This window comes from Mycobacterium colombiense CECT 3035 (assembly GCF_002105755.1).
GTDB lineage: Bacteria > Actinomycetota > Actinomycetes > Mycobacteriales > Mycobacteriaceae > Mycobacterium > Mycobacterium colombiense.
In genome coordinates this window covers 1,196,685-1,212,340 of sequence record NZ_CP020821.1, presented here as the reverse complement: position 1 = coordinate 1,212,340, position 15,656 = coordinate 1,196,685, and the positions used below count along the sequence as shown (strand labels likewise).

12 protein-coding genes, 2 pseudogenes and 1 riboswitch are annotated in these 15,656 nt (G+C 67.8%); all 14 genes and pseudogenes read right to left on the bottom strand.

The window, feature by feature from the left end:
* Positions 1-8: 8 nt before the first annotated feature.
* On the bottom strand, positions 9-1,220 hold the full coding sequence (locus tag B9D87_RS05590; RefSeq protein ID WP_040629880.1) for a PPE family protein: 1,212 nt from the start codon (positions 1,218-1,220) through the stop codon (positions 9-11).
* Positions 1,221-1,239: 19 nt separating this feature from the next.
* Positions 1,240-2,427, bottom strand: a complete 1,188-nt coding sequence (locus tag B9D87_RS05585; protein WP_007771410.1) for a PPE family protein — start codon at positions 2,425-2,427, stop codon at positions 1,240-1,242.
* 17 nt (positions 2,428-2,444) lie between these two features.
* Positions 2,445-2,744, bottom strand: a complete 300-nt coding sequence (locus tag B9D87_RS05580; protein WP_007771411.1) for a PE family protein — start codon at positions 2,742-2,744, stop codon at positions 2,445-2,447.
* 278 nt (positions 2,745-3,022) lie between these two features.
* Positions 3,023-3,198: riboswitch (M-box (ykoK) riboswitch) on the bottom strand.
* Between the two features lie 109 nt (positions 3,199-3,307).
* Entirely contained in the window at positions 3,308-5,140 is a 1,833-nt protein-coding gene (gene eccA5 / locus B9D87_RS05570) for a type VII secretion system ESX-5 AAA family ATPase EccA5 (RefSeq protein WP_007771412.1), read from the bottom strand.
* Positions 5,137-6,344: pseudogene (gene eccE, locus B9D87_RS05565) on the bottom strand (type VII secretion protein EccE). The gene eccA5 and the pseudogene eccE overlap by 4 nt, the downstream one beginning before the upstream one ends.
* Positions 6,345-6,360: 16 nt before the next feature.
* Positions 6,361-8,210, bottom strand: a pseudogene (locus B9D87_RS05560) (type VII secretion-associated serine protease mycosin).
* A complete protein-coding gene (gene eccD, locus B9D87_RS05555) occupies positions 8,188-9,699 on the bottom strand; it encodes a type VII secretion integral membrane protein EccD (RefSeq protein ID WP_007771415.1) in 1,512 nt (503 codons plus the stop codon). The pseudogene B9D87_RS05560 and the gene eccD overlap by 23 nt, the downstream one beginning before the upstream one ends.
* Positions 9,700-9,966: 267 nt before the next feature.
* Positions 9,967-10,869, bottom strand: a complete 903-nt coding sequence (locus B9D87_RS05550; RefSeq protein ID WP_007771416.1) for an ESX secretion-associated protein EspG — start codon at positions 10,867-10,869, stop codon at positions 9,967-9,969.
* A 105-nt stretch (positions 10,870-10,974) separates the two neighbouring features.
* On the bottom strand, positions 10,975-11,259 hold the full coding sequence (locus B9D87_RS05545) for a WXG100 family type VII secretion target (protein ID WP_007771417.1): 285 nt from the start codon (positions 11,257-11,259) through the stop codon (positions 10,975-10,977).
* 51 nt (positions 11,260-11,310) lie between these two features.
* Positions 11,311-11,607 (bottom strand): WXG100 family type VII secretion target, encoded by a 297-nt coding sequence (locus B9D87_RS05540; protein WP_007771418.1) that lies wholly within the window; start codon positions 11,605-11,607, stop codon positions 11,311-11,313.
* A 274-nt stretch (positions 11,608-11,881) separates the two neighbouring features.
* The gene (locus B9D87_RS05535) at positions 11,882-12,181 is read right to left on the bottom strand and encodes a PE family protein (RefSeq protein ID WP_007771419.1); all 300 of its coding nucleotides are present in this window, start codon (positions 12,179-12,181) and stop codon (positions 11,882-11,884) included.
* 13 nt (positions 12,182-12,194) lie between these two features.
* Positions 12,195-12,488, bottom strand: a complete 294-nt coding sequence (locus B9D87_RS26825) for a hypothetical protein (RefSeq protein WP_148664685.1) — start codon at positions 12,486-12,488, stop codon at positions 12,195-12,197.
* 55 nt (positions 12,489-12,543) lie between these two features.
* Positions 12,544-13,761, bottom strand: coding sequence for a PPE family protein (locus B9D87_RS05530; protein WP_007771420.1), 1,218 nt, complete (start codon positions 13,759-13,761; stop codon positions 12,544-12,546).
* A 332-nt stretch (positions 13,762-14,093) separates the two neighbouring features.
* The gene (locus B9D87_RS05525; RefSeq protein WP_007771422.1) at positions 14,094-15,347 is read right to left on the bottom strand and encodes a PPE family protein; all 1,254 of its coding nucleotides are present in this window, start codon (positions 15,345-15,347) and stop codon (positions 14,094-14,096) included.
* Positions 15,348-15,656: the final 309 nt, after the last annotated feature.

Sequence of the window (15,656 nt, the reverse complement as noted above, 5' to 3'; positions counted from 1 at the left end):
TCCCTTCCCTAGCCGGCCGCCGGCGGGCGACCCATGATGCGGAGGCGGAACCCGTACATAGGTTCAGAGAACTCCTCCTCATGCCCACCGGGGATGCCAGCCAGGGGCACACCCGGCATGCCCACCGCCCCAGCCTCTTCCATCACCATCGGGGTGGCGGAACCGAAGCCGTGGTAGGCGCCCAGGCCGACCTGAGTCGTCGCCGCCAGTGGCGTGATCGCCGCCCCGGTGGCGCCCCAGGCCGGCGGAACAGACAGGGCCCCAACCAGGCTCGCCTGGCCCACGCCCGCCACCGCTGCCGCGCCGGGCGCGGTCACCGACGCCAGATTCGCGGTCCCCCCGAGTCCGGCGGCAAGGACCCCCAGTCCCGACGTGGTTGAGTCGACGGCGTTCAGGGAGGAGATGGAGTTCATGTTGACCGCCGCGTCGATGAACGACGTCGGGTTCAGCAGCCCGCTGGTGGTGAACGCGTTGGAGAAGTTGGCGACCGAGGCATTGTTGAGGAAGCTTCCGAACACGTTCCCGTCGGATCCATCCAAGAAGTTCATGAGTCCCGCGAGACCGGACTGGCCGGCGCCGTTGGTATTGGGCGCCAGTCCCAGCCACGCAAGCAGTCCACCCGACGGGTCGCTGGCGCTGGTCGCGCCGCTGGCTTGAGCAACCGTGACGGCTTGCTGCGCGACGCCGTCGCTGGTCGTGGCGGCTTGCGGCTGTTGGAACGGCGTCATTTCGGTTGCCGCGCGCGAGGCCGCGCTGTAGTTCGTCATCGCGGCCGCGTCTTGAGCCCACATCTCGCCGTATTGGACCTCGTTGGCCGCGATCAATCCGGCGTTCTGGCCGAAAATGTTGCTCGCCACCAAGTTCGTCAGCTGGGTGCGATTGGCCGCGACCGCCGCCGGCGGCACGGTCGCGGCGAACGCGGCCTCATAGGCTGCCGCGGCCGCGTTGGCTTGCGTGCCGGCCTGCTCGGCCTGCGAGGCGGTGGCGTTGAGCCACTCGACGAAAGGTGCCACCGCAGCCGACATTTTCGCCGAGGACGGCCCGAACCAGCCTTCGCTGGTCAGCGCGGCGATCACCGATTCGTAATTGGTTGCAGCGGAGCGCATTTCAGCAGAAACGGCGTTCCACGCGGCGGCGGCGGCCAGCATGGATTCCGAGCCTGGGCCGGAATACATTCTGGCCGAGTTGATTTCCGGCGGCAATCCAACATAAAGCGACATGACATCTTCTCCAGAGTTCTCAGCCGGCGGCCGGCGGACGTGGCATGACGACGGGTCGGAACCCGTATTTGGGAATGGCGCGGCGCAGTCGCCTACCGGTGCCGCCCATCGGACCCGCGACGCCCCCGGGTCCGCCCGCCGCCGGCGCTGCGCCGGCGTCAGTGAGACCGGTGACGCCGGTGGCCTGCACGGCGGTTTGACCCGGGTTGATATTGGCCGCCGACGCCCAGCTTTGCGGCACCGACATCGACCCCACCAGATGCGCGTTACCCACCCCGGCGGATGCGCCGCCGAGGCCGGCAGACCCCACCGTGTTCGATGCCAGGTCGGCAGCCGCGACGCCGTCGGCATCCGCGGCGAAGTCCCCGAGGCCCCCCAGCGCCGTGGCGTGCTGCGCCGCCAGGACGCCCTGGAGCGACGAAATGATGAATTGCGGGTTGAACGGGCCACCGGCAAGAGCACCGTTGACCACCGCGGTACTGAAGAAGTTGCCATTCGTGAAGGTGCCGAAGGCCGAATTGTCCGATCCGCTCAGCAGGCCCGCCAGATACGACGACACCGACCCGGGAGACGAGGAGCTGGAACCGCTGGCCGCCGACGACAGGTTCGACTGGACGGCACCGGCCGGCGTTTGAGCCACCTGAGCCACCGCGTTGGTTTGGCCAGCCACGCCGTCGGCGTTGGTGTTCGACTGCGGTGTGGCCAATGGCGTGAATTGTGCCGCCGCGCTCGATGCGGTGGCATAGCCGTTCATCGCGCCCGCGTCCTGGGCCCACATTTCGGCGTATTGCGCTTCGGTGGCGGCGATCGCCGGGGTGTTTTGACCAAAGATGTTGGTCGCCACCAGCATCGCCAGTTGGGCCCGATTGGCCGCGACCACCGCCGGGGGCACCGTCATCGCAAACGCCGACTCGTAAGCGGTGGCGGCGGCGAAGGCTTGGCTGCCGACCTCCTCGGCCTGGGTGGCGGTGCCGTCCAGCCACGCCAGATAGGGCGCTGCCGCGGCCAACATCGACATCGATGAAGGACCCAGCCAGCCTTCACTGCTGAGCTCGGTTACTACCGAGCCGTAAGAGGCTGCCGCGGCACGCATCTCGGCGGCCATTGTGTTCCAGGCGGCAGCGGCGGCCAGCATCGGTCCCGATCCCGGGCCGGAATACATTCTGGCCGAGTTGATTTCCGGCGGCAGCGCCGCAAAATCCAACATGGTCCCCCCTTTAGGGTTCAGCGGGCCGCGACGGCGTTGGCCGCCTCGGTGGCCGCATACGATCCGGCGCTGACCTGCAAGGTGGTCACGAAGTTTTCATGTATCGCCGCGGCTTGGGCGCTGAGCGCCTGAAAAGTCTGGCCGTGCCGTGCGAATTGCGCGGCGGTCAGCAGCGATACCTCGTCGGCGGCGGCGGGCGCCACTCCCGTCATCGGGGCGGCGGTGGCTGAGTTCTGGGCGGTCAGGGCCGAACCGATCTCGTGTAACCGGCTGGCGGCAATGTCCAGCGATTCCGGCTGTGCGGTAACAAAATTCATCACAAATCTCCCCACGAAGAAGTCGGCGTGCCAGAGATTCTGGCCAGCCGCGGGCGCGCGCCTACACCACATGTCAGAGCGCGCGTGTTACGAAAATTGGCTAGCTACAAGCCAATTCAGGAAAATGCGATGCCGAGATCGGATCGACGCGAAATGGTCAACGATCTGGCATACGGACTGTCATCGGGACTAATTCGCTCTCACCTCCTCTAAGCCAGGGCACGCGGGGGCGCCGCACAGCGCACACGGGGAGGAACAACCGGGCGATACAGCCGGTTGCGGCACCCCTCTCGTCAGAGCTTTGGCACCACACGGCGTATCCGGCCAACGAAGTCCGGAAGCCACTTGGGCTCAACCCTTAAGCCGGGAAGAGCTGTCCTGACCCTGGGCGTCTTTCGACGTTCGAGGTCAGTGGCCTGTGTCCGTGCAGACGCCTCACCTAACGAGGTGCTTGCAATGGTTATCGTTGCAAAGAAGCGAAGGTAAGTCAACCCTAACTACCACTCGATCGCAACAATTCACCTTACCGCCACGCGCGGGCCAGTTCGCCCGCGGGTCCGCGGCTAGTCCGACTTCTTTTCGGCGACCGCCGCGCTGAGGCCTTCGGCCAGATCCTCCTGGGTCAGTTCCTTGAACCGCAGCAGCTGCCGCTCGCTGAACTCGGTCACGTCGCTGGACAGCACCGCATCCAGGTCCTCGTCGTCCAGCCGGAAGCTCCGGTGATCGCGGGCCTTCTCCACCACGTTGCGCACGAAACCGGCGTTGCCGAGCGTATCGATGCCGCGGATGAGATCGCCGTCCTCCGAATAACTTTCGTCGAGGTAGAACTTCGTGTACGACGGCAACAGCGCCTGCGCCGATTCGTCGGTGATCACGTCTTCGTTCTCCTGGCCCATCAGCCGGGTCAGCGCCACCAGCTCGTCCGGGGTGTAGCTGAAGAACTCGATGACGGTCGAAAAGCGCCGCCGCAGACCCTGATTCACTTCGAGCATCTTGTCCATGGCCTTGGCGTAGCCGGCGCCGAACACCACCAGCTCGTCGCGATGATTCTCCATGTACAACAGCAACGTATTGATGATCGCGTTGCCGTACGGGTCGCCCTGCTGGTAACCCTTCTCGTGCAGCGTGTGCATCTCGTCGAAGAACACCGCGCCGCCCAAGGCGCCCTCGAGGAGTTCCTCGGTGTTCTTCTCCGCGTCCGCCATGTAGCGGCCCAGTAGCTTGGTGCGGCTGGTTTCCACCACCACGGGCTTGCGCAGCACGGTCAACCCGCACAACTGCTTACTGAAAGCCCTTGCCACCGAGGTCTTTCCGGTACCGGGCGGGCCGAGCAACAACGTGTGGCGCGAGGTGACCGGCACGGGCAGACCCATCTTGGCGCGCGCCAGGTTCACCTTGGTGGTCGACTTGATCAGCTTGATCTCGCGCTTGGCGCGTTCCATGCCAAGCATGGCGTTGAGTTCGGCGTCGCCTTCGGCCAGGTACTTCGCCGCCTCTTCGGCGTGGCGGGCGGCCTCCGTCTCGGCGCGGGTCGGCGCGCTGTCCGGATCCCACGGGTCGGTCCGGGCCTCGATCGTCTCCGGGTCGGTCAGGACCAGGCGGAAGTTCGGGTTGTCCAGCGCTTCACGGGCCGGGGTGAACTTCGGGTCCCGCGAATACACCCGGCGCAGCAGCTCGACGGCCTCGTCCTCGCGGCCCAGGTGCCGCAAGCACATGCCCTGGGTGTACAGCGCGATGTTGGCGGCGCCCGGCACCCGGTCGCCCTCGATCGCATCCTGACCGCGACGCAAGGCCTCCTCGAACACACCCAGCGAAGCCAGCGCCGTGGTGGCCATCGCCGCGCCCGCGGCCTTCAGTTCGGGCTGCCGCCAGCTCTTTCCCTCGGCGAATTGATTCAGCACATCCGGCCACCGAGCCGTGCGGAAGTACAGCACGCCGCGGACGTAGCTGACGAGTTCCTCGTCGACCGGTTGACGGGGTTCGACACCGTCGATCAGTTTCGCGGCTTCCTCGTAGCGTTTCGCTTCGGCGAGGACGGCGGCGTACGCGCACGCCAACGTCTCCACGCTGGTGACGGCCAGCCGCAGGAACAACCCGTCGGAAACCTCTGGGCGGAACTGCAATTCGGTCACCCCGAGGCGGCGAGTCTCCCAGCCGAACGTCCGGATCGAGGACCACGCACCGGCCAGCACGTCGATGCTCTGCTCCCCCGCCAGGATCCGCGCCAGCCAGGCGTCGCACATCCCCGGATCCAGGTTGGTGGCGGTGGCGAACATCTGCGCCGCAACCTGCGGATTGTGGCTGGGCTGCAGCCCGTTGACCGAGACGCCCGAGGCCAGCAGGCCGGCGACCATCGCGTTCCGGGCGCCTTCAGCAGTAGATTGCGGCCTCGTCATTGCGCTACAGCTACGCCCGCCGAGCTCCCTCGCGGTTGGTCGACGGATAACGCCAGGTCGTCATCGTCGGCGCGCAACGGCCGGCTCGGCACGACCAGCAGGGGCGCGCCGTCGGGGCGGGCAGGCTGGCTCGCACCGCGGCCAGCTGGCGTCCGGTGAGACGGTTGAGGCCCGACGAGACGTTTCTGCGCAACCGCTTTTCCGTGTGATACCGCACCCAGGCCGAGACCTGCGGCCGGCCGCCGCGCGAGGTGAGGCGGATGGTCAGCACCGTTGCGACGGTCTCGTCCTCCCACAGCTCATCCAGCTTGTCGGTGGTGATGTCGGACGGGGACAACCACAGGCTGGTGACGAACCCGTTGAAGTGCTTGAGGCGACGCCAGCCGGGACGGCTCCAGGTCGGTTCCAGATCGGCCAGGACCGCACGATCGACTTCGGCCAGCTCCTCGGCGGTCAGCGGCCGGGCCGCGCAGGTCAGCCCGTCGAGATCCTGAGCCAGCCGCTCGGTGGCGGCCACCAGCGTCGACGCCAGCGAATCGCGGGCCGCGACGGCGGCGACGTTGCGCTGCGGGTTCATCCGCAACACCAGCCAGGTGCGGCGAATGTAGGAGGTCGGCTCGCCGTTGGCCACCTCCCACTCTTCCGGGCCGAAGTCGTCCAGCTTGGACAACTCGGCGGCCTTGGCTTCGGGTCCGCCGCGGCGGACCTTCACCGCCACGATGTCGACGTCATCGAGGTGGACGTCGAACTGGCGCAGGCCCGACGCGACCGCCGAAACCAGCAGGGTGGGAGGCGAATTGCGGTGACGGAGGCGCGAGGCGGAGTCGTCGTCGCCGCCGTTGATGGCGATCACGGTGACCAGCTGGCCCTCGTGCTGGCGCACGCCGACTTTGTCGCGCCCGTACTTGCGCTGGTAGTCCAGGGCCGGGGTGCAGCCCGCGGAAAGCGCGGAGCCCGGATCGGCGGACCAATCCCACAGCCAGGTGGCCAGCCCCGACGTCACGGTGAGGCCGTGGTAGGTGACCAGCGACAGCAGCGTCACCAGCACGGCCAGGCCGACACCCACCCAGAACGCGATGCGATACGTGCCCTGCCAGGACTCGGGGCAGTGGCTGGCCACCACCATGATCACGACATCGACCACGAACACGGTGGTCAGTCGCGGCCACGACAATGACAACCCAAACCTGCGCTGACGCTTCATGAAAGGTGCTCCGCCCCTATTGCTGTTTCCGCGATCGCTTCATCAGCATCGCCGTACCGAACACTCCGCCGCCGATGAGCAGCGCCCCGAGCAAGCCGCCGGCGGCCACCCACACTGGCACCATATCGCGGTGCGGGACGGGTTTCGGAATGTTCAGCGGTGCCGACAGTTGCTGCGGCGGCTTCACCGGACCGTCGGGTACATCCCAGGTCAGGGCCGCAACGGGGTCGACGACGCCGTGGCCGACCTGGTTGTCCACGCCGCGCGCCGGCGCCCGGGCGGTCCGGGTCAACCGGTTGATCACCTGGTACGCCGACAGTTGCGGGAACTTGGCCCGCACGAGCGCCGCGACGCCGGACACGATCGCCGCCGAGAAGCTGGTGCCGGACGGAACCAGCAGCGTGTTGTCGGGTCCGTCGATCGCGTTGATCAGGCCGTCGTCGCGGGGCGACAGCCCGATGACGTCGGTTCCGGGGGCGGCGATCCCGACCCACGGCCCGGCCACGCTCGTCGACGCCTGGCCTTGGTTGCCCTGGCTCAGCGGGCGGCCTTCGGTGTCGACCGCGCCGACCGTCAGGACGTAGTCGCTGAACCAGGACGGCGTCACGACGGTGGTGACAGCGTTCCAGTTGCGAGGATCGTTGGGCTGCAACGGATCATGGGGCGGGTTCTGCTTGCAGTCCTTCTTGCTGGTGTCGCCGGCGGCGGCCACGATGACGGCGTTCTTGTCCACCGCCGCGTAGCGCACCGCCGCGCCCAGCGACCGCTGGTCGATGATGTTGCGCGCGCTCATACAGGTCACATCGGAGATGTTGATGACCTGGGCGCCCATGTTGGCGGCGTGCACGATCGCCCGCGCCATCGTCTGGACGCTGTCGATCTTCGCCGACGTCTGCGGATCCTCGTCACCGGTATAGGCGTCCTTGAGGCCGAAGGCCTGGCTGGACTGCCGGATCGCGATGATGTCCACGTCCGGGGCCACGCCGCTGAACGCGTCCGGACCGGCCTTCGGCGGCGGGGGCGGCGGGGTGGTGGCGGCGGGTCGAGCGGGCGCGGGCCGCGCAGGTTGTCGACCTTCGCGACGTGCCCGCCACCGGCGTAGCCGGGGATGGTCACCGTGCCGCCGCCCTGACTGGACGCCGGTGCTTGCCCATTGGGGCCCTGGCCCGCCTGCGGCGGTCCCGGGGGCGGGCCCGCGGGCTGCGGAGCCGCCGGTTGCGGTGGCGGCGCGCCAAAAGGTCCAGGCGGCGCCTGTTCCTGAGACTGCGGTGGCGGCGGGACCATCGTCACGGTTTGAGGCAGCGGTGACAGCGTCACCGTCTGCGGCGGTGGCGCTTTCGGCGGTGGCTCGGTGGTGGGGATGGTGACCGGCTTGCGGGGTGCGGCCGGCGGCACGCCGGCGCCGTTGGCCGACGCCGCACCGATCATCGACGCGACGATAGTGCCGTGCGCGTCGCAGTCGGACAGGCCGTCGCCCGACATGATGTAGTCACCGCCGGGAATCAGGTGCGGAAACCTGGGGTGCGGCGTCACGCCGGTGTCGATGACGGCCACCTTCACGCCGGCTCCCCGACCGAACTGCCACGCCTCCTGCAGGTTCAGCATGTCCATGTATTTGGGTTGCAGCCGGAAGTCCGTCCCGGGCAGCACACCGACCTCGGTGCAGTACGAGTTCTGCTTCATCGGCGCCCCCGGTCCCGGCGGACCGTCCGGCGGGACCGCGCCGGCGTCGATTGTCGGGGGTGAGATCGCGTACGCGGGCGGCAAGCCGGCTAGGGCGCCCGACGTAAGCAGGGTGGCGGCGAGGGTCGCGGCGGCCGCGCGACCACGCCACACCTTGCCGTTAGCGGTAACGGATTGCTGCATAGACATTCATCAACCACAATGCCAGCGGGAAAATTGGCATCAGGCAGAGGTATTCAATCCATTCCACGAATTTGCGGAATAGCGGGCTGTAGACCGTGTTCGGCACCACGGCCGCCGATGTCAGTCCCGCCGCGGGCAGCAGAACCAGGATCGCCGCGCTGATCGAGACGGCGAGCGGCGACTGCAGCACCAGCGCGTAGCGCAGCACCACCGCACCGACGATCAGCACCGCGGTCCCGGCCAGGGTGATGGCCTGCCAGCGGTCGACGTAGGAGCGGCCGCGCAGCATCAGGAATCCCGCGCTGAAGCCGGCCAGCAGCAGCGGCAGCCAGCGCTGCCCGGTGTGCGGATCCGACAGCGCCGTCAGGGAGACGATCATCAGCACGCCGAGCCCGATCAGCAAACCCGACAGGAACGAGCGGGCGCGCTCGGCCTGGGTCAGCACGTCGCGGACCGAGGCGGGCCCCTCCAGGACCGGCGGGCCACCGTCGGAACGCACCACCGTGGTCGGCAGGTCCGGCCGGGCCTCGAACACCCACCGGCTGGTCGCCGACGGGAAGACGGGAAGCCGGATGCCGGCCAGCCGCCGCGAGATCGCCGGCGCGCTCTGATACACCATGACCGACACCAGCACGACGCAGGTGAACAGCGTGACGGCGCTCGTCATGGCGACCATGCGCGCGAGCGCGGCCACCGCCGCGATCAGGCTGACGGTGACCATGGCGGTGTAGATCGCCAGTCGGCGACCGGTGAACCGCAGGGCCAGGATCGCCGCGATGGTGAGGACTCCGAAACCCAGCACCGCGTGCGGTGATCCGACGCCGCCGGGCGGTGCCGACGCCGCCGCGATCGCGATCGGTACGAGGCTGCTCAGCAGCATGGTGTCGGCGACACGCCGTTCCTGCTGGGTGTGAGCCCGCATCAACAGCAGCAGCGCGACGCCCAGCGCCACGGCGCCGATCACGCCCGCGTAGACCGTCGGGAGCCACGAGTTGTGGTGCCACCGCCACCAGCCGAGCAGGCCGGCCGCGGTCGTCACGCCGACGGCGACCATCGTCGCACCGACCTGCACCGCGATGACGGGATCGATGGCGGCGAAGCGCTTGCTGAGGTCCGCCGCGACGGCGGTGGAGATGTGCTCGATGACCTGCGAGCGGTGCTCGGTGTCCGGGATGAACCGGATCCACAACCGGTCGCCGTCGTAGACGTCCTGCTCGCTCAGCGACTGGGTGGCCCGCAGCGGCGAGCCGTCCACCAGGCACAGCGCCCAGCGGCCCCGGCCGGACGCCTCCAGCGGGGTCTCGCCGAGCTCGCGCAGCCGGCTGTTGACCACCTTCAGCAACGGTTCGGTCATCACCGAGACGGGGGCGTTGGAGTCCAGCAGGACACCGATCTGGACACCCGCGCCGGCCATCACGCCGACGACGACTGCCTGAGGCTGCGAGATTCCCTCTACGTCAGGCTGTGGTACTTCAACTACCGCAGTCATCGCCCTGCACTCCCTATCGTGATGAATGTGTGAGCCCGTGCCGCCAGTCGCGCGCGGGCGTGCGCCGGTGTACTCGTCGAGGTGCTGCGGCCCCCCGCAAAGTGCATTCCGACTAATTGGAATTCCATCTGCCTCGCCTTGCGATTAAGAGTTGTCGTTGACACCGGTTTGAGATTTGCTGATGCCTTGAGAGAAGTATGCCGTGTTCGCAGCTCAACCGCATGTTGAGTGCAAAGACATTGGTGAACTCTGTGTTTCGCGCGAATGTCAGACCCTGCTGTGCGTTTTCCACTCGCCATAGGGAAGCGTGTCCAGCACCGTCTTGACGCCCACCTGCACGAGTTGCGGGGTGGCCGGGCAGATGGCCAGCCACGCCTCCCCCGAGCCCGCGGTGCGGGCCTGCTGGTAGAGCGCGATGCGGCCGCCGGAGCCGTCCTTGAGTGACAGCACCGACGCGCTCGGGCCCTTCGCGTCGTCCTGGTACTGGCGGGCGTACACCGCAACCTCGGCGGCCGGGTCGGACAGCGCCTGACCCAGCGCGGCCACCGTCGCGGCGCTGATGCCCATCCGGCGCAGGTCGCCCCCGGAGAACACGTTGAAGCCCGACTCCTGCCAGGACTTCGTCGCTTCCAGCATCTCCTCCAGCGGCACGTTGACGGCGTTGATCGCCGCGGGCTCGGCGTGGTGGATGGACTCCAGCGCGTCGATCACCAGGGAAGCGATCGAGGCGCTGTCCGCGACGGCGACGTCGTCGACGGTGATCTCGCCACCGACCCGGACCGCCGACACCCAGTGCTGACCGCGCCGGGCCAGGACCACCCGAAACTCGTTGTCGGGGATGTCTCGGGAGCCGGGCGGCTGGTTTTCGTCATCGAGGACGCCGTAGGCGAGCTTGCCTCGGGACAACAGGGCGACAACTTCGAGGTCGGGCGCGGCGAGCACTTTCATACGCGCGGCCACATGCTCGTTCACCTGGTCGTTCTCGACTATGCCCTGCTCGCGCATCACCGCCATTCCGGGATGCTCGTTGAGCCAGTCGCTCGAGTCGGTCGACACATATGGCCGGCACCGCAACTCCGGCGCGACGTGCCGGATGTCCAGCAACGCCTGGAGCATCCAGAAGCCGTCGACGTTGACAGTGATGTCGGTGCGGGTGCTCTGTTGGTCCATCAAATCCCCAATTGGTCCCTAGTTACCTCAAGCCAAACTGCACGGTAACCGCAGGACGCGGCAGCACACCGACGGGTGGTGTGCTGCCGCGCCTGAAGTTGCGGGTTAGGCCCAGGAGGACCCAACGGCGCTGTCGGTGCTGGCCATGTTGCTGCCCGCGGACTGGACCTTCTGTCCGTGGGAGTTGGCCTGCTCGTAGATGACCTGGAAGTTGCGACCCAACTGGGTGATGAACTCCTGGCATGCCACCGAACCCGCACCGCCCCAGAAGTCGCCGGCAGCAAGCACATCGCGAACGATGGCCTGGTGCTCGGCCTCCAAGGACGCGGCCTGGGCGCGGATCAACGCACCGTGGGCGTCTACATCGCCGAACTGGTAGTTAATGCTCATAACGGTGTTCTCCTAATGTCTTGGAATGTTACGCAGCTGCGGTTTTCAGCGCTAGCTGCCGAGGATTTGCTGCGAGGCCTGCTCTTGCTGCTCGTAGTTGTTCGCGTCGCGGATCAGCCCGTCGCGCACCCCGTGGAGCATGTTGACGATGTTGCGGAAGGCCTGGTTGACCTGACCCATGGTGTCGTACGAGGTGGCCTGGGCCTGACCGCTCCAGCCCGAGCCGGCGATGTTCATCGACGACGCCCACATCTTGCGAGCCTCGTCCTCAACGGTCTGGGCGTGCACCTCGAAGCGGCCCGCCATCGCCCGCATCTCGTGCGGGTCGGTCATAAAACGTGTTGCCATGTCGGCTGTTCTCCTTGCTACGTGGTTACTGGGTGATGTGGTGAAGACGGTGGCCGGATCGTTTACGCGTTACGCAACCGCCGAGCCGAATGAATAGAAATGACCCCCCCTTCCCGTCAACCGGCGGCCACCGGGTGCTGTCACGGTGAGACGGACGTCAAACCCGAACCGCGGCGTTTGAGTTGACGGAGTGCGTGTTGCGTTGCGGGACGCTATGACGTTGGAACCCACTTCGGCGACGACCTGTCCCAAGCCCCCGAACCGCCCGTCCGAGCTACAGGGCGGCGGCGGCGTTGGCCGCTTCGGTCGCGGCGTACGAACCGGAGCTGGTGGACAGGGTGTTCACGAACATCTCGTGGATCGCGGCGGCCTGGGCGCTCACCGCTTGGTACATCTGCGCGTGCGCGGCGAACTGAGCCGCGGTCAAAGCCGACACCTCGTCGGCAGCGGCGGGTACCACCCCCGTCGTTGGGGCTGCAGCGGCTGCGTTCTGGGCGCTCAAGGTCGACCCGATAGCCTGCAGATTCCCGGCCGCCGCGGCCAAAGCCTCCGGCTGTGTGGTCACGAACGACATATTGTTTTCCCTCCTAGTTCAATCCCCGACTCTGCGAGACTAGATGACTGGGGCCTCCCCAGTCGCTGCGGAAGCCCGGTGTTTGCAATTGTTCACTTAGCGGTACTGCGAATTCACTTTTGGTAACGACACAGTAACAGCGCCTGACCTCGACCGCTGCCCCTTGCGGGGCGGTCATAGCAAACGGTACCAGCCCCCAGGCGAAAAAGTTGCTGGTAATCGGCGCCCGGGTCGTTGCGGCCGCGTCGAGCGGCATAAAAAGCTGATCGTCGATTAACCCGTCCCAGAGAATCAATGCGTCGACCATTCCCGGTGGTGTGTCGCGGGGACCTCCTTTCGTCCATTTCCGGCCCGTGCCGATCTCAGCCGGCAAACGGTGGACGGGCCATGACGGTGGGCCGGAATCCGTACTTGGGACCGGCGACTCCGTGTCCGGCGGCACCGGCGCCGGCGAGCGGCATGCCGCCGAGCAGGTTTCCGGGTCCACCGGCCGCCTCCGGCGCGGCGGAGATGCTGCTGACCGGAATCGCATGTCCGAGGGCCGGCGCGGCCGGGGCCCCCGACCAGGCGACCGGGACCGACAGCTTGCCACCGACGGAGGCCGCGCTGCCCAGGGCCGCGACCGGGTGGGCGGCGGCCGCGCCGCCGCCCAACATGCCACCCAGGCCGCCGAGGCCGGGAAGCGCCTTGGCCACGGCCGGAGCGGCGCCACCGATGGCACCCACCGATTTGGCGATCTGCGTGAAGGTGTTGGCCATACCGGTACTGAAGTACGGCAGACCCTCGGTGTTGTAGAACAGACCCGCGAACGGGCTGTAGCCGTTGACCAGGGTTCCCAGGTTGGTGGGCAGGCTGGTCTGGCCGGTCAGCAGGAACCAGACCTCCGACAACGGATCCGTCGTGCTGGTGGCGGCCGTTGTCGCCGTTGTCGCGCTTGTGGTCGTGGTCGACGCGGGCGTCGCCAGCGACTGCAGGGTCTTCGACGTGTTGGTCGCCGTCGAGTTCGCCGTCGCGTTGGTGACCGCCGCGGCCTGGTTGGCCTGGCCCGACTGGTTGGTGACCTCGGGCGCCTTCTGGAACTGCGTCACCTTCGTCGCCGACGCCGCCTGGCCCGCGTAGCTGTACATCGCGCCCGCATCCTGGGCCCAGTACTCGCCGTACTGGGCCTCCAGCTGCGCGATCAGCGGGGTGTTCTGTCCCAGCACGTTCGTCGCCTGCAGCTGCTGCGATTGCGTGCGGTTGGCTGCGATCAGCGGGGGCGGCACCGACGAGGCCAGCGCGGTCTCATACGCCGAGGCGGCCGCACGCGCCTGCGTGGCCGCCTCCTCGGCCTGAGCGGCCGTCGTGGTCAGCCAGGTGACGTACGGTTCGGCCGCTTGGGCCATCGCCGCGGACGCGGTGCCGGTCCACTCCTCGCTGCTCAGCGCGGTGATCACGTTGTCGTAGCTGAGCGCGGCCGAGTTGAGTTCGGCCGCCAGCGCGCTCCACGCCGATGCCGCAGCCACGAACGAACCCGACCCCGGACCCGAGTAGATCCGCGCCGAATTGAACTCCGGTGGGAACGCCCCATAATCCACCACGAATCTGCCCCTTAACCTGTGATGTTCGAATCGATGCGTCGAGTAGTGAACGACGTTAATGCGCTGGTGGCCACTGCCACGCCGGCCAGCGGAGTGATAGCCGCTCGGCGCTTCGTTGCGCCAGTTGCCTGGGCCGGCCCCTCGTTGCCGGCCGACTCCCCCAACAGGGGCCTCGATAGCGGGTGTGAACTGCGGGAATGACCCGAGCTCAATGCCCGTGCGCCACGCGCGCCGCGGCCCGATGTCTGCGTGGCCGGGCGCGCATGTGTCCTGGTCGGCGATAAAATCCGGCCGCGGATAAAGGTGAGGTGATACATGCCTGATTCCGCCGCTTATCCGGCCGACGGGGGGCGGGTGAGCACGCTGTAGCGGAAGCCGTACTTGTTGACGTAGCCGGCGGCGGCGCCGCGTCGCCCGATCGACCCGACCGGCATGCCGCGCAACAGGCCGTTGGCCGGGGAATTGGCTCCGCCCGCCGCGGCCTGGATCGGAGTGGCCTCCTCGCTCAGCGCCGCCGGGCTCACCGACGAGGTCAGCGTCGCCCAATGCTGGGGCACCGAGAGCATTCCCACCCGGCCGGCCTGGCCGACGCCGGCGGAGACCGCACCCACGTGGCCCACACCACCCAGGTTGCCCAGCCCCAGGCTCGCGAACTGCGGCGTCGGGAACCAGGCACCGCCGGCACCCGCCGTGGTACCACCGGGACCGAACGTCAACTGCTGGGCGATCGACGACCAGAAGCTCGTTATGCCGGTCGAGAAATAGGCAAGGCCCGTGGTCTGCTTGAGCAGGGTGCCGTACATGCCGGTGTTCAGCCCGGCGTAGTTGTTGGTCGGGGTGGGCAGTCCGGAAGTCAAGAATCCATTGATCAAGTTCTGCAGCCAGGTGAACGGACCCGGCTGGGTCGCCGTCGTTGTGGTCGACGCTTGGGTCACCGCTTGAGTTGCGCCGGCCGACAACGCTTGTGGGGTCGCCAGCTGGGATGTGGTCTGCGCGGTGTTGCCGGCCGGCTCGGCGACGGCCTTGGCGACGGCGGCGGCCTGGTCGGAGTCCGCCTCCGGAGTGGTCGTGTTGGGCGGCGACGTCAACGGCGGCAGCTCCGAGGCGACGGCCGACGAGCCGGCGTAGCCGTACATGGCGGCCGCGTCCTGGGCCCACATCTCCATGTACTGCGCCTCGGTGGCCGCGATCGCTGGCGTGTTCTGCCCCAGGAAATTCGTCGCCACCAAGTTGGCCAGCAACACTCGGTTGGCGGCGATCACCGGCGGCGGCACCGTCATCGCGAACGCCGCCTCAAAGGCCGCCGCGGCCGCCCTGGCCTGGCCCGCGGTCTCCTCGGCCTGCGCGGCCAGCACGCTCAGCCAGCTCACGTACGGCGTGACCGCCGACAGCATCGACGACGACGCCGGGCCTACCCAGGGTGCATGGGTCAGCTCCGAGATCACCGACGTGTAGCCGCTGGCGGCCGAGCTCAGCTCGGCGCCGAGTCCGTCCCAGGCCGCGGCCGCGGCCATCATCGGACCCGACCCCGGTCCCGCGTACATGCGGCCGGAGTTGATCTCCGGCGGTAATGCCCCGAAGTCCATGGTTACGAAGCACCGGGCTCGAACGACATCTATCCCCTCGCAGCTGGTCTCTCGGCGATGGCCATGAAGAAATTGCTTGCTCGGAAGGCTAGGTCGACTCACCGCTGCATCGCCGCTCCGCGATTCGGCCGCCGTCCCATCGGCGGCATTTTGGGAAGCGGTGTTCCGGCGCCGCGGCGGAATCGGGCCGACATCGGTCGCGCCTCGCCGGCACGGTCACTACCTGCGGGAACATCCGGGTGCGGCCATCCGCGACCCGCTCAGCGCCCCGACCTCGCGGCCCCTTTCCGGGGGATCGCGCCGATACGA